Raw genomic sequence first — 14,314 nt, forward strand, 5'->3', positions numbered from 1 at the left:
GTGCTACGAATGCGACCCCTCTTGCTAAAAGCATTTTAGGCCCGCGCCTCGAGGACTTTATGAAAACTCTCCTAGGGGCTGAACGGCCAAATAGCGCGCGATGCTGCGAAGACGTTCATCATAGTGGGCAGGTGATGCCATGATGACTCCTTCCATGAATCGAACTTCGTCAACGCCAGAATACTATATCATATATCTTATGGTGGCGGAAGACCGTGAAAATTTCTGCAAATCGGTGTCAACAAATCCGCACGGCGCGGGCAGGCGACCGACTAGGAGGAGCGTTCCAATGCCTGGGACAGCCATTCGTGATATTCCCGCAGCAGGTGCGTGGCGATGGCCAGCGCCGTGTGAACCATCGATGAATCCGCCGGCGTGTCGTTATCTGTACCCGATGGAAGCTCTCCGAGATTCGTGATTAGCCGCTCAAGCCGATCTTGTGGCAGTTGTGCATAAAACTCCATGAATGACGGCCATGCCATTTTTGAGTCAACCTCCTCGTCGTCAATATTTTGTTGATACCCCAGGCGGGCCGGAGCGCGGCCCATACGGGCCCTCGTCTAGCCAGCGGCCGAACTCGGGCCACACCGGCGCGAGCAGGGCGCCAACCTCGCGTTTGGCCTGCATTCCCGGCGACGCGCCTTGAATATGCTCAAGGGCGATGCCGGCCGCATCACGGTTGTATTCGGCGGCGCGTTGGCGCTCCTGGGCAAACGCGCGAATGGCAGCAGCCCGCTCGGGCTCGGATTTGGACCTGAGCGCGTGTGACACCGCCTCGGCCGCGAGTAGGGCATCAGCCACCCCCGAGTTTAAGCCCCGTGCCCCAAACGGCGCGAACAAGTGGGCCGCTTCTCCCACCAGAAGTATCCGTGCTTGGGGATCGATCAATGACGCAGCGACAACCTGCAAAAATTGATAGGTGGAGACCCAGGTCACGCGTTCCGCGTACTTTTGGGGCATGACCCGGGGCAGCCACCGGCATACACCCTCGGGCCCCGCAAATTGATTGACGTCATCGCCTTCGAACAACTGCAGATCAATGCGCCATCCCCCTAAGAACGGGACAAAGAGCACGTTTCGGCCATCCATGGCGGGGTGTGCATAATGAAACACCCGTTCCAACGGCAGCGGGTCTTGGTCATCTTCTTTGACGTCGACGACGATGAAGGTGTTGGCCGAACGTGAACCAAGCATCGTGATTCCCGCCTGTCGCCGAACCGAAGAATGGGCTCCGTCCGCGCCGATGACATACGCAGCATGCCATTGGCTGCCGTCGTGGGTATTGACCACAGCGCCCTCGGAGTGCACTGTCACCGCTGTCACCGGCTTCTCCCAATACACCTCAATATTCGTTTTTTGCAGTGCATCCCATAAGAACCGTTCAATCGCGACTTGAGGCAGGCTGGCAAACGGGGGAAGAGTTCGATCATCGGGCGCGGGATACTGGCGGGCATACACTTGCCGTCCCTTGTACCAGGTCCGCTTGATCGGCCAGACGACGCCGTGCTGGGCCATGGAACGCCCGAGGCCAGGGGAGATGCGCTCCAACAGCTTAAGCGTCTCTCGATGGAGGTAAATCGCGCGGCTGCCGGGGCGCAGCCGATTTTCCCGTTCCTGTTCGAGAATGGCCGTTGGCACGCCGGAGTGGTGAAGGGCGAGCGCGGTGGTGAGTCCAACTGGTCCGGCTCCCACCACCAAGACGGGGACGTCGGGATTTCGAGACAAAGGGGTCCTCCTCCTTCGTTAGCCGTCGAACTCGCGTTCGACCCGCTGGGTGTTCTCGGGATGAGCCTCGCATCGCTCCAGACCCAACCGCTCCATAACCGGTCCGTCATTGGTCGAAAATAGATAGGCGTCGTTGGAGCCGGTGTTTACGTGCTCGTGCCACGCCCAATTGGGAATGACGAAGGTGTCGCCCGTGTGCCAGACGAAACGCACGCCGTTAATGATGGTGGCGCCGTCGCCCCGAAACACGTGGTAGATGGCACTGTGAGCGTGGCGATGAGCCTTGGTATGCTGGCCCGATACCAATTTTTGCATCATGGCACCGATGGTTATGCCGGCTGCCTGGCCCGTGGCGGGATTGATGTATTCGACCGCAAATCCATCGTACGGATCGGGATCGAGCTGTGTGAGCTGGTCCAGCACTTCTTGGGTCTTGTGCCATTTGAATACGGCTTGGGGCGCATAGGTGCGGTCGTGGTCTTGAATAGGGCGGAGACCCGAGGCGGAATAGCGGCGGGTCGTGTATCCGTTAGGGTGAGTGATGGGGTGGTTGTATTCAGGGTAATTCTCAAAAAACATGACGCCCAACTGATACAACATCGGGATATCGAGACAGTCCAGCCACAGCATATCTTCGCTGCCCACATGCACATGGTCGTGCCACAAGCCGGCCGGGGTGATGAGAAAGTCCCCGGGTTCCATATCGATACGTTCGCCTTCCACGGCGGTGTAGGCGCCGGTTCCCTGAAGGATAAAGCGAATCGCGCTTTGATTGTGGCGGTGGGCAGGAGCTTTCTCACCCGGACGGAGGAGTTGCACTCCCGCATAGAGGGTGTTGGTGAGCGCGCCCCAGCCCCACGGCTCAAGCCCCGCAAAGCCGGGATTGCTGAAAAAGACCACCCGGCGTTCGGCGCCACGGTCAGGGGTGACCAACTCGCCCGCTTCCATGACGTAGCGATACACATCGACCCATCGCCAGAGATGCGGTTGTGCCCGCGGGGACGGCTCGGGGGTCATCATGCTGCCAATTGAGTTCCACAGGGGGCCTAAGTGGTGCTGGCGCAATTCCTCGTAATAGGCGGCCAATCGGGAGCTCGCCGAATCTGACATAGGAACCTCCTTCATCTACGACAACAAGGGGGGCCGCGAAGGGATGTGGCATTTGGATGTGTTAGGCGGGAGCCCCGCGCGAGATCAAAAACTTGTTGAACCATTCGCCCATGTTTGAGGGCGGATCGGCGTAGCTTTCATGAACCAGCGTGACTAGCGTGCCGACGCCGTCGACGGTAAGCTCAAGACGGTCGCCCGCCTTGACTTCACCCACGCCTTCCGGGGTGCCGGAGGCAATGATGTCACCAGGGTGCAGGGTGGTCTGATAGGAAGCCAACGATACCAGTCGGCGAATGGAGTAGATCATGTCCTTGGTGTTGCCCTGCTGGCGGGTAATTCCGTTGACCCGAAGGTGAAATGCGATGTGTTCCAGGTCGGGAATTTCGTCTCGGGTGAGTACCACCGGACCGATGGGACAAAATCCGTCGAAGCCCTTGCGGAAGGGCCGGTCTTCTTGGCCTCGCACCGACAAGTCGAGAAGTCCGGTAATGCCAAAAATGGCTTGGTCGGCTTCCGATTCCACTACATTTTTCACGGTCTTGCCGATAATCACACCTACCTCCGCTTCGTGGTCTGTCCGCCGGCCAGCGAAGGGCAGGGTGATGGTTTCACCGGTCCCCACGATTGCGGATGGTGGTTTTAAAAAGATCCCATAATGTTCGATGGTTTTTATGTTGGCGTCTTGGTAGACTCCTTTGGCGCCGCCCATTTCGTGTTGATGCAGCCGGTAATTGACTGGCGCAGCGATAATCTTGCTAGGGGCTGGAATCGGGGGGCGGAGCCGCACATCCGACAACGAACGGCGGGGAGCGCGCTCAAGATGCTGAGCGATTTGCGGGCGAATGGCGTCAAAGCGCTCAATAAACTTCAACATCCAGGAGAAGGGCCATTCGGGTTCCCAGCCGGGTACCAGGTCGGTGATATCTAAAATGACCGACCCTTTAACGACGCCAACCCGCCAGTTGTCGAAAGCGGCTATTTTCATGGTGCTCCCTCCATGTTCGGCAGTGAGTGGTCGCGGTGCCAACAATCCTCAGGATGAAGTTACTATATTATATATCAAATCGAGAATGAAGCCTGCCGATCAGCATGCGAACGCTTAGCTTCGCGATGAGGACAAGGCCTGTTCCCGCTCTTGAACCAATGCGATGATGCGGTGCATGGCGCGATTTTTGTGTTCTTCGGTAAGTTGGGCTGCCAGAGTTCCGTCGCCGGCCTTGAGCGCCGCGAGGATGGCATCGTGATCCGCGAGCGACTGATAGGTCACCTCGTTATGGCCGGTCAGAGGACCCGGGTACCGGCCGGCGTGATTCCACAGTTCGTCAATCATGGCAACCAGCCGCTTATTTTCGCTGTGATGATAGATGGCCATGTGAAACGCGCGATTCATCTGATTCAATTCGTCAACGTCATGCCCGCCTTCATCCACGGCTTGCCGTAGGCGAGATTGGATGCCTTGGATTTGCTGAAGACCGTCCGGTGTGAGGCGGTCCGCGGCCAACCGCGTTGCCAGCGTTTCCAAGGCGGAGCGGATTTCGAAGATTTCCTTGAGGTCTTGTGCCGACAGCGGCGAGGCGACGGCACCGACGTGAGGTGTGATGGTGACCAAACCGGTTGCTGCCAACTGGGTAATGGCTTCGCGAACCGGGATTTCGCTGGTGCCGAATTCAGCCGCCAACTGCCGCACCTTCAGGCGGTCTCCAGGGCCGTACTCTCCATCGAGGATTTTTTGCTTAACACGTCTCAAGATGTAGTCTTTCTTCGTCTCAAATGGCGGGTTGGCCATGAGAACACCCCCAAGGTGTGCAATTATATATATTATATCACAAACAGGAGGAGGCATGCCGGTATGCCAACGGGCTTTCGGCAAATGGTGTGGGCCGGGCGCCTCATTTGCAAGGGGTTATCCCTCCCAGCGGACGCCCGGTCGTCCTTCGACGCCCGGTAACGGCAGAGAATCCACTTCAGATTCAACCGCGGCGCGCTCGCTGCCCGATAATTGCCGCCACGGCTGGACGGTGACAACGGCACCCGCACGCCGCCAAGTGCCAACAATCTCCCCGCCTAGGAGCAGTCCGCCGGGCCAAACGCGTGGCGTCCAGAGGGCGCCGCGCCGGTCCGATTGGGGAATCATGAGATCACGATCGGCCCCTTGGAGAAGCAAATATGGATCGCCGCTGGGGAGGAGCCGTAAGGATGTGGAGGGCTCGAGAGGAGAACGGAGGGCCTCTTTATCTTCATGAAGAATCCACCGGTCGCCAATGGGCGTCCTCACGGGCGTGAGCGAGGTGCAGAGGGCGTCAAATGTTCGAGCAGCAGATTTCAAGCCGATTCCCGCCCATTCACCGAACGCCTCCGGCGTGGTGGGTCCATAGACGTGCAAGTATCGGCGAGCGAGTTCCAGGCGAGCCTCCCGCGCTTTCATGGGGGGCGCGGGCACTGTCCAAATAGTCGGTTGCCGAGCGCCCTCCCAGCGGATCAGCACTGTACCGGTGGCGGCCGCATACCGAAGCCGGTTGGGATGCACGCCCAGCACGTGTCCCGCCTCCCCATAGGGAATGCGCCGGTCTCCCAAACTGGCCCTGAGGCGAGCCGCAAGATCCTCGGCTCTCTGCTGTCCCTGGGCGTCATCCGGGAGCGTCCCGAGGGAGAAGACGGCCCGATCGCACTCGGAGACCACGAAGACGTTAAACCGTGGACCCCATAATTGAACCAAGGCGGGATCCTCCCACGTGGACGGTGTGGTCCCTTGAACGCGAGCATGGATCGAAAGGAGCGCCGCGCGAGGCATGCTGTCTTGCAACCCGGCCCAGGCGGCTCGCCTGAGCGATGCGGCTGGAAGCCGCTCCTCGAGGGCGCCTGCCCGACGCCTGAACGAAAGAATTTGTGCTCGTGTGACAGCGAATCGTGGCTCGTTCATCCTTGTTCCACCCCGTAGTATGCTCCTCGGTCAGAACGGCGTTCGGTTTAACCGATAAGCTAAGATTCGCGACTTTTTCAGTAAAACCTTTCTGAAAATTCTTCCGTGACACGTTTCGCCTGCCGACACTATGCTTCGCACAGGGCGGGAATCGGCGGACAGGGGCTAAGACGTCTCGTGGGCTGCTGTTATGCGTCGTATAGATGCCCTTTTGTGCCTCGTGGTGGGCTTACCGGCCCGGCGTCTATCCCCGTTTTCGCAATCATAAGCTATTCCTGTCTGGGACAGACAGGAGGCTGACCATGCTTAATGCCGCCAATCTCGGACTTGTGGGGTTTCTCATTCTGGGGCTCCTTGCTCGGTCTAATCTCTTGGCTGCCGCGGCGGCTGTTCTCTTAAGTCTCCGGCTGACGGGACTCGGATTCATCTTGCCGCGCCTCTATCGACCGTCGATGGATGTGGGCCTGTTACTGCTCACCGTTGCCATGCTGGTGCCCTTTGCGTTGGGCAAGGTGAAACTCCGGGACATCGCCAAAAGCTTCGCAAGTCTTCCCGGTTTGGTTGCGATTGTGGGGGCCGCCCTCGCCACCCACCTTAATGCGCACGGCATCCATATTTACGAGCAGAGTCACTTGATGATCAGCCTCATTGTCGGGTCCATTATCGGTATCGTCTTGCTCGGGGGTATGCCGGTGGGCCCGCTGACCGCGGCCGGTGTCACCTATTTGATGCTAGAGGCAGTGACTTACATCAGCCAGTGGTTTAAATAGGGGAGCGTGCTCTCAGGACGATTGCGGCCAGTGTGGGCCCAGCAGCCGAATGAGTTCGGCCGCGCTCCACGCTTGGAAGGGAGCGCCTTGAGGGATGCCCCGGTTGGGCTCGAGAATTTCTGATACCCCGTCCAGTCCGGCCTGCCGTTGATGGCAGAAGAGCCAATACTGCACTTGGGAGAGAAGATGATCGTGATGACGACGCCAGGCTGTTCGCTCGAGGGCATCGAAGAATATGCCTAACAAATACGGCCAGGCCATTCCTTGATGATAGGATAGGTCGCGGTTGACTAAGCCGGGGCCATAGCGCGCGCGGAAATGGCGATCGTCGGGACCCAGCGACAAAAGTCCAAAGGGGCGCCAAAGATGAGTCAGGGTGGCCTCCAAAGTAGTCTCCCAATAGCGAGGATGAGCAACGGGATGCGGAAGGCCGACTGCATAGAGCTGGTTGGGCCGCTCGGCGCCCTGGTCGTCCGTACCGAGGGTGTCTCGGAGTCCGCCGTTGGGCCGGGGAAACAGGTGATTGAAGCTCCGATAGATACTTTCCGAGAGGCGGCTGTAGATGGAGCCCTGTCCCAATGACTCGGCCAACACGTCACGCAGGCGCAGCGCATTATACCACAGCGCTTGAATTTCCACGGCTTTGCCCGGACGCGGGGTGACGGCCTTTCCATCAAGGGCTGCATCCATCCACGTCAGAGCGGTATCGGGCATGGAGGCATCCAGGAGACCATTGTCGTCTACATGGACACCAGGGATGCGATTCAGGACGTAGTCAGTCAAGACGGCGTCGACCGCCTGGAGACAGCCGCGGCGGTCTTGGAGCTTTCCTGTCATTGCCATACTGGTTGCGGCGTTCACGAACCACAACCCCGCATCGGCACTGTGTCCAGGCGCGCCTTCGCCCCCTTCGGGCCAGCGATTGGGCACATTGGGCATCTCAAAGTAGCGGGTCAAAATCCGATTGGGCAAATCTTTTTGGGGCAAAGCCTGAGAAAGCCCCGGCAGGGCAATAAAGGTGTCGCGGCTCCAATCCGTGAACCAGGGAAACCCGGCGATGACAGCGCTGGACCCGTGGGCAAGATCGGCGACAAACATCTCCGCCAGGCGGGCCTCTGGAGAAAGTTGCGCACGCCGCTGCCGTTCGCTGTCAACAATCCTTTCAGGTGGGGACGAGGCAGCCGGACGGCACAGCATGAGATGGCGGTGCGCAGACCCAGCTGGAAGTGGGATTTCAAAAGATCCCGGCGTCCAAAGATCCTCATGAGCGGCATATCCGCGCCAGGCCTCTTCGGGATACCAAATATGGTGATACCAGTCCGGCCGGGGGTCCAGAACGCCGCCCTGGCTTCGGATGGTCCAAACGTCGTCGTTCCAGCCAACCAAGATGGTCTCCGAGGTGGTCTCGACATGGCTTGGCGTCCGTGCGCCCAACTGGTGATGGTTGCGGCCGGCGAGTAGGGGAACGAGACGGAGAGTGGCACTCATTGGACTTTGCCAATCGTAGCGGAGAACGACGCCCTCAAATCCGGGTGCGAGCCATATGGACTCAGTCAGCGATGCCGCGCCAACATCCCAGCGATAATGAGGAATGCCGTGTTCCAGGCGGAAGGTCGTCAACCCTTGGGGACCAGGGCCGGTCGCCCCGGAACCCCAATGGGCGCTCCAAAGCGGCATCCATTGTTGGCCGACTTTGAGATCGACGGCAACCGCCGTCAAAATGACGCGGCGATCGCGGGGCGGGTGCAGCGCTTGGGTGTAGAGGCTGTGATAACGGCGGTGAGGCCGTCGGTCGATGCTGCCCATGGCATAGGATCCAGTACCGTTGGTCAGAAGCCATTCGGACAGGTTTTTCATTTTTCCTCCGTTAATAGCCAATCGACGGCATCTCTCGGGCAGCATCCTGACGAGAGCCGTCCCTCATTCGTGCCAGCGTTTCGCGGTAGCGGCCAATGGTTGCGATGAGGGCAGAATGGCTCCAGGTGAGCGGGGCCACGGATAGAGGAGCGCCGGTGGTCGGGTCTAGCTGTTCGGCCAGTACACCGCTCTTTGGCGCATGATGTTGAACCCATTCAATAATCTCTCGAGGGCGCGCCAGATCGTCCGGAGTCCGTGCCCGCATCAGGAGATAGTCGGCAAGCCAAAGGGTGCAGATGAACCAAGGGTTTCCCGGAACCTCCGGACCGAGATGTGGTGCGCGGTGATAGTGGTCTCCCCGGTAACGGGCCAACCCGCCCACATCACTGGGCACGGCAAGGCTTTCCCGGATCCATTGGGCGGTTTGCCCCATGACCGGATGGTCGGGGGCCAAAAAGCCGAATTGGGGGATGAGCAGCAGGCTAGCATCGGGGGTGGGATCCGCTGTAAGGTTTTCCGGATGCTGCTCATCAATGAGCAAGCTCCGGTAGAGACGGGACGTGTCGGGGTCCACAAGATGGGTCAAGGCGGCGGTACGGATTTCATGCGCGGCTTGATAAAAAGTATTGGCCCGATCTTCGTAGCCAAAGGCGCGGGCAAAGTGGCCGGCGGCCATGAGACCCGCCCAAACGGATGCCGTCGTGTAGGCATGAATGCCTCGCCGTTCTTCCCAGAGGTCCCAGGACGGCCACGGCAGTCCAGTCTCGGGATGGCGATAGTCGGCCAAAAATTGTCCAGCGGGCAGGACAACGGATTCAAGCCAGGCCTCCGCCCGCTCGACATCCCGGAAATCGGCAAAATGCTCCCACATGGCCCACAGCATGGTTCCGGTTTCATCTTCCTGGATCGGCAATTCGGGTCTTCCGCCTACCACCCAAGGATGCCAGGAGGAGGCCAAGGATCCATCAGGGTTGTACTTATGCAAGTAGTAACCGCCGGGGTCAATAAGGGGAGCCATGAAATCAAAAAAGCGGCCAGATAGGTTGGGGTAACCTGCCGAGTCGAGGGCCCGGGCCACAAACGCTCCGTCCCGCGGCCACACATAGGAATAGGTATCGCGGCTGGAATCCATGATGTCGGAGTCGTTGGCGGCAACGATGCCGCCCATGCGGTCACAGTTGGTGCGCACAAGGAGCAGCGAGCGGTTGTAAAGATCCTGAAAGGGTTCGGCCTCCAGCCGATCGGCGGCACGCCGCTTCAGCCAAAGCTGCCAAAAGGCCCGTGTGCGGGTGATCAATGCCTCCGGACCCTCGAAGCCTATTAAGCCATTGAGGGTGCGCACCTCCTCCAAACTTCGACCCACCGCGATCCAGGCGTAGAGCGTCGACTCGCGACCCGGAGCGATGCGTGTGGATAGTGCGTACGTGGAATCCACCGACCCCTGGGCGATGGCATTGGCCTCGAGATACCCGTCCTCGGCATCCCGCCAAGTGCCCTGCATGCCTTGGACCTCCTTGCGCCCTGTGGCCCAAGCCTTAATTCCCGGATCTTCGTCTGCCTCGCACCCCGACATGAGGAAATAACGGCGCCCTTTATAATGCACCAAAGCCTGGCTCATGGGGTCATAAAACACGGTGTCGCCGACATCCACCCCTTAGACATGGAAGTCGTGATGAAGAAAAAGGCGAACCTCGGTCACGGCAGGATTGAGGTTAGTGATACGAAAGCGACGAATCAGGACATTCTGCTGAAAGTCGACCACATCGCTTGCCACAATGGATAGGCCCAATTTGGTATTTTGAAGGCTAACCTGAGTGGCAAGCGTATTGGGCTCGTATGCTAGTTGCCGCTCCCAGGATTCGTCCGATACCCAGGAAAACAGCCCTTGAGTCCAGACTCCTAAGTAGAAGCGGTGGCCTGCGGTGTGATTTTCCTGGCCGACGAGAGGAAAGTAGCAATCCCGAATGCAATATTGCTGGTCGAATGAGACCAATAGACTGCCGTTGCCAATGGGAAGATCGCGCGCCATGCTGTCACCTCAATGTGGTCGGGGATGTTCTGGATTCCCTTGCTCGTTTGGAGTACAAGAGGTTGTCTAGGGCCCGATCAAACGCCGCGAAAATGGCTTCCAATCCCGCCAGCATGCCATCTCGGCCCTGATCCCACCATTCCCCCGGCGTAAAGTACATAGATACGTCAGCCTCTGGCCCGGATAATTCATACCAGTGCAGCATGTGCAGATGGTCGGATTGCATGAGGCGAAGAGCGAGATCCACCGCCCCCGGCTGGCCCGTGAGTTTAGCTTTATGATACACGGAAGCCATATTTAAGAACATGTGCCACTGCGGGCGGTTGCCAACAAAGAAGTCTACCGTGCCGGTTCCGGCCCAAGTCTCAGCCTCGAGCGGCGGCGTCAGGGAGGCGGTTGGAACGACATCCAACACCTCGCTGAAGCGCACCGAAGTGATGCCGCGGCGCTTAAGCTCAACGGGCAACTGCCGCATAAAGGCAAATATGCCGGTTTCGGCGCGATGATGTTCGCCGAATGTCTCAAAGTCCCAACCTACCGTGATAAACGGTCCGGGTGCGTTCTTCAGCCATTCGGCATACGTCGGGGCCAGGAGCGGATAGCCGTCCCAGTCGCGGTTGCTGAAGCGATAGCCCACATCGTCTGAGAGGCGCCAGTGGCGGGGAATGAGCTTCAAGGAAGCGGGCCCGCGATATAACCCGGCGGGGCCTTCCGCCCCCGCCACCGAGGGGCGGCCATCGATCAGCATGGCGGAAAACCCAGCGTCTGCCAAGCTCCAATAGATGAGGTCAGAATAGAACATCTCGGTGGTGTCGGTGACCTGCACGCGCTTTTTGAACCGCTTCTCGAGACGGCCTTGCATCCACTTCATGCGCCGGCGGAACATGGCCGCGTCAATAAAAGGGATGAGGCTGTGATACGGTTCGACGCCTACGATTTCCACCCCGGGATGGGCGAGCACCCGGGAAAGAAGGCTGGTCAAGGGTTCGCCGAAGAGTTCCGCCTGTTCCCAAAAGGTCCAGGACACTCCCAGATTGACGCAAAACCCTTGATCGAGCAGTTCCTCTAAGAGGGTCAGCATGGGAATATAGGACCGCTCGGCCACTCCCGAGAAATATCGGCGATTCAGCGGGCCATCAAAAAGCGCGGCCTGCCACTGATTCATAGGGGCATCGGCCAGGAGCGGGTCGGCGAGCGGCAGGCGAAACCGCCAGGGTTGGTGCATGAGTAGGTAAAAAGCAATGGACTGGGCCATTATTGACCTCCTTGGCGGGAAAACGCCAGCGAAATCTGAGCCAGCAATTCGTCCAGGATCCGGTCCCAGTGATAGGTGCGCGCGGTCCGTCGGCCTTCACGCACGAGATCGCGTCGCAATTCCTTGGAACTCATGGCGCAGGCCACCAAGTCGGCCAAACGACGCGGATCGTCGTCGTCGGCAATGAGCCCGTTACGAAAGGCACGTGCATAATCTTCGCCGGTGCCGCCGGTGATGGCAATGCCTCCTGAGGCCATGACTTCCAGTCCCACCAAGCCAAAGGGTTCAAAGCCACTTTGCACCAGGACGGCATCCGCAGCGCGATAGAGGAGCCGCAGCATGTCTTTGGGCAGGAAGGTTCTGAGGTGCACCACATCGGCATCGGGTCCAAGTGCTTCTAGTTGGCTGAGCACCTCTTCGCGGCTGGGAGTACCCGGCATGGTCAGCTCCACCACCGTGAGTCCCAGAGACCGGGCACGGCCAAATACCTCCGCACCGTGAGGCTCCATACCTCCGCGCAGCACCAAGGTCGGACGAAAGCCGCGTGCCTTGAGCACTGCAACGGCTTCGACGGCCGTAATCCAACGTTTGTCAGGATCGAACCGTCCGACCTTAACCAATAACGGGCGGGAGAAGAGGCGCCGCAAACGTTCCACCTCGGCACGTGCTGGTTCGTGGAACCAATCGCTGTCAATGCCGTTGGGAATCACCACGGCATTGACTCCATGCTGGCCCAGCAGTTGCCGCATGAAACGGCTCACGGTGGTAATGGTAGCAACATAGCCAAGCCGGGAAAAGTCAATCTGACCGAGTCCCATGCGATGATTGGCGTTCCAGAGGATGGCGGCACTGTTTCGAAGACCGGCATGATGCAGAAGGTCGGAGATGCGGATGGCGGTCTCTGCGGTCTGCCATTCTTCTGTCAAAATCGCGACCCGCCGACCGGCTTGGCGTGCGGGCTTGGCGATCTGCTCGACAATGAAGGCGGGCAGTGATTGGTCCAGATCGGCTTTTTTCTCGTACTCGGCGGCATAGACCCCTTCGAGATGATAGCGGCTAATCCATTGTCCCCATCGGTACAAGGTGAGCGAACCCTCGGTTTCCACGCCGGGAAGGGCCGGGTCGCCGATGAAGAAAAAGTGTACGCGAAATCCCCGCGAGGCCAAAGCACGCACCAGGCCCGTCATGCGCACACCGAGACCTCCGGCTTGAGCATAAGGGTCCGGTCCCTCAAAAGCCACCGCTACGAATTCCACCTGTTCCGGATTGAGGGCTATGGGGGGCAGGGGACCTAAAACAGCATGCTCGGTCATCGTCCATTCCATCATGAGTTGACCATACTCCCTTCTTTGGCCCCCGTGACCATTTTGAGGCTGGAGACGGAAGCTACCGGGGAGATACGGGTCAAAGGCGCGAGACGACTTCCGGGACGTACATGCGTGCCCCAACCAATGCGGGAGTCGGCGCCCACGGCCGATTGGCTGCCAATGCGGCATCGACCGCCGATGGCGACACGATCGCCGATGCTGGCGTCATGGATGTGGGTTCCCGCGCCAAGAAAGGCGCCTTGGCCGATGACGGCGTTTTCCACTCGGCTCCAAGGACCGATGTAGCTGCCCTGCCCTATGACGGCGAACGGCCCAACGGTGGCATGGGCGTCGATGGTGACGTCGTCCCCCAACCATACGGGACCAATGATGCGGGCGGAGTGGTCGATGGTGACGCGTTCGCCGGGTTTAAGGCGATAGCCGAGGTGCACCCGGTCAAGCAGAGCGTCAAAATGGGATTGCCGGTATTGGTTCAACGTGCCCAAATCGGACCAATAGCCTTGCTCCTCGAAGGCAGCTAAGGTGCCGGATGCAATGAGGCTTGGGAAGACGTCGAAGGCAAAGTCCAAAGGTCGTTGTTGGGGCCATTCGGCTTCGGCTCCCGGGGTCATCAGGTAGATTCCGGTATTGACCAAATGGCGGCCGTCAATCGCTGGCGGCTTTTCCACCAGCCGTTCAACACGCCCGTCCTTCACCTCGACGACGCCGAATTGGCGCGCATCGTCTACTCCATGCACAACCATCGCGAACGGTTCAGGACGCCTGTGGAACTGATCGAGAAGATGGCTTAAGTCAAAATCAGCTAAACAATCGCCTGGGATGATCAGGACGGGATGATTCCGGTTGCGTGCCACGGCTTGGAGGGCATGGACAGCCGCTCCCGCCGTGCCGAGAGGCGTATCCTCACGGACGTATTGCAAACGGGCGCCAAACATGGAAGAGCCCAGTGTGGCCTCAATCATGGGACCCAAGTGTCCTAGCGACACCACAATCTTGTCAATGCCGTATGAGGCTAGCCAGTGAATCTGGTGAGCAATCAACGGTCGGCCGAAAAATGGGACCAAGGGTTTCGGCAAGTGGCGGGTAAGCGGGTCAAGCCGGCTCCCACGTCCTCCTGCAAGAATTATCGCGTTCATGAATAACTATCCTTCCTTAACCATGGAAAACGATCCGGACGAACCAGAGGGTTTGAGCCTTTAGTGACGTTGGGCAAGATTAGCAAAAGCGGTTGACATCGCAGATAATCGAGGGTTTTTCATAACCCGAAGTCCTTGATTTGCAATGCTTGTGGGGTCTGAGAAAATTTCTTTCCCCCTGAAT

General features: G+C 59.0%; 13 protein-coding genes. 1 reads left to right on the top strand and 12 read right to left on the bottom strand.

Annotation, left to right across the window (positions count from 1 at the left end):
• Window positions 1–272: 272 nt before the first annotated feature.
• The 6 genes from HIJ39_RS17495 to HIJ39_RS17520 form a co-directional block, all read right to left on the bottom strand.
• A complete protein-coding gene (locus HIJ39_RS17495; RefSeq protein ID WP_169101980.1) occupies window positions 273–482 on the bottom strand; it encodes a hypothetical protein in 210 nt (69 codons plus the stop codon).
• A 22-nt stretch (window positions 483–504) separates the two neighbouring features.
• A complete protein-coding gene (locus HIJ39_RS17500; RefSeq protein WP_169101982.1) occupies window positions 505–1,725 on the bottom strand; it encodes an FAD-dependent monooxygenase in 1,221 nt (406 codons plus the stop codon).
• A gap of 18 nt (window positions 1,726–1,743) precedes the next feature.
• Window positions 1,744–2,835, bottom strand: coding sequence for a cupin domain-containing protein (locus HIJ39_RS17505; RefSeq protein ID WP_169101984.1), 1,092 nt, complete (start codon window positions 2,833–2,835; stop codon window positions 1,744–1,746).
• A 61-nt stretch (window positions 2,836–2,896) separates the two neighbouring features.
• Complete coding sequence (locus HIJ39_RS17510) at window positions 2,897–3,820, bottom strand: fumarylacetoacetate hydrolase family protein (RefSeq protein ID WP_169101987.1); 924 nt, start codon at window positions 3,818–3,820, stop codon at window positions 2,897–2,899.
• A gap of 114 nt (window positions 3,821–3,934) precedes the next feature.
• Window positions 3,935–4,621: a GntR family transcriptional regulator gene (locus tag HIJ39_RS17515; protein ID WP_169101988.1), complete on the bottom strand. Its 687-nt coding sequence runs from the start codon at window positions 4,619–4,621 to the stop codon at window positions 3,935–3,937.
• A 117-nt stretch (window positions 4,622–4,738) separates the two neighbouring features.
• Entirely contained in the window at window positions 4,739–5,755 is a 1,017-nt protein-coding gene (locus tag HIJ39_RS17520; RefSeq protein WP_169101990.1) for a DNA glycosylase AlkZ-like family protein, read from the bottom strand.
• 302 nt (window positions 5,756–6,057) lie between these two features.
• Between HIJ39_RS17520 and HIJ39_RS17525 the strand changes: the two genes are divergently transcribed.
• On the top strand, window positions 6,058–6,525 hold the full coding sequence (locus tag HIJ39_RS17525) for a DUF441 domain-containing protein (protein ID WP_169101992.1): 468 nt from the start codon (window positions 6,058–6,060) through the stop codon (window positions 6,523–6,525).
• A gap of 12 nt (window positions 6,526–6,537) precedes the next feature.
• Here the strand turns inward: HIJ39_RS17525 and HIJ39_RS17530 are convergent, their stop codons facing one another.
• The 6 genes from HIJ39_RS17530 to HIJ39_RS17555 form a co-directional block, all read right to left on the bottom strand.
• The gene (locus HIJ39_RS17530) at window positions 6,538–8,382 is read right to left on the bottom strand and encodes an amylo-alpha-1,6-glucosidase (RefSeq protein WP_169101994.1); all 1,845 of its coding nucleotides are present in this window, start codon (window positions 8,380–8,382) and stop codon (window positions 6,538–6,540) included.
• A gap of 10 nt (window positions 8,383–8,392) precedes the next feature.
• Complete coding sequence (locus HIJ39_RS17535) at window positions 8,393–9,883, bottom strand: glycoside hydrolase family 15 protein (RefSeq protein ID WP_169101996.1); 1,491 nt, start codon at window positions 9,881–9,883, stop codon at window positions 8,393–8,395.
• Window positions 9,884–10,036: 153 nt separating this feature from the next.
• Entirely contained in the window at window positions 10,037–10,411 is a 375-nt protein-coding gene (locus HIJ39_RS17540; RefSeq protein WP_169101998.1) for a hypothetical protein, read from the bottom strand.
• Between the two features lie 4 nt (window positions 10,412–10,415).
• The gene (locus HIJ39_RS17545; RefSeq protein WP_169102000.1) at window positions 10,416–11,666 is read right to left on the bottom strand and encodes a polysaccharide deacetylase family protein; all 1,251 of its coding nucleotides are present in this window, start codon (window positions 11,664–11,666) and stop codon (window positions 10,416–10,418) included.
• Window positions 11,666–12,994 (bottom strand): glycosyltransferase family 4 protein, encoded by a 1,329-nt coding sequence (locus HIJ39_RS17550; protein WP_243239793.1) that lies wholly within the window; start codon window positions 12,992–12,994, stop codon window positions 11,666–11,668. Before HIJ39_RS17550 ends, HIJ39_RS17545 begins: the two co-directional genes overlap by 1 nt.
• On the bottom strand, window positions 12,991–14,130 hold the full coding sequence (locus tag HIJ39_RS17555) for a nucleotidyltransferase family protein (RefSeq protein ID WP_169102002.1): 1,140 nt from the start codon (window positions 14,128–14,130) through the stop codon (window positions 12,991–12,993). Before HIJ39_RS17555 ends, HIJ39_RS17550 begins: the two co-directional genes overlap by 4 nt.
• Window positions 14,131–14,314 lie beyond the last annotated feature (184 nt).

Source organism: Sulfobacillus harzensis (assembly GCF_012933365.1).
Taxonomy (GTDB): Bacteria; Bacillota; Sulfobacillia; order Sulfobacillales; family Sulfobacillaceae; genus Sulfobacillus_B; species Sulfobacillus_B harzensis.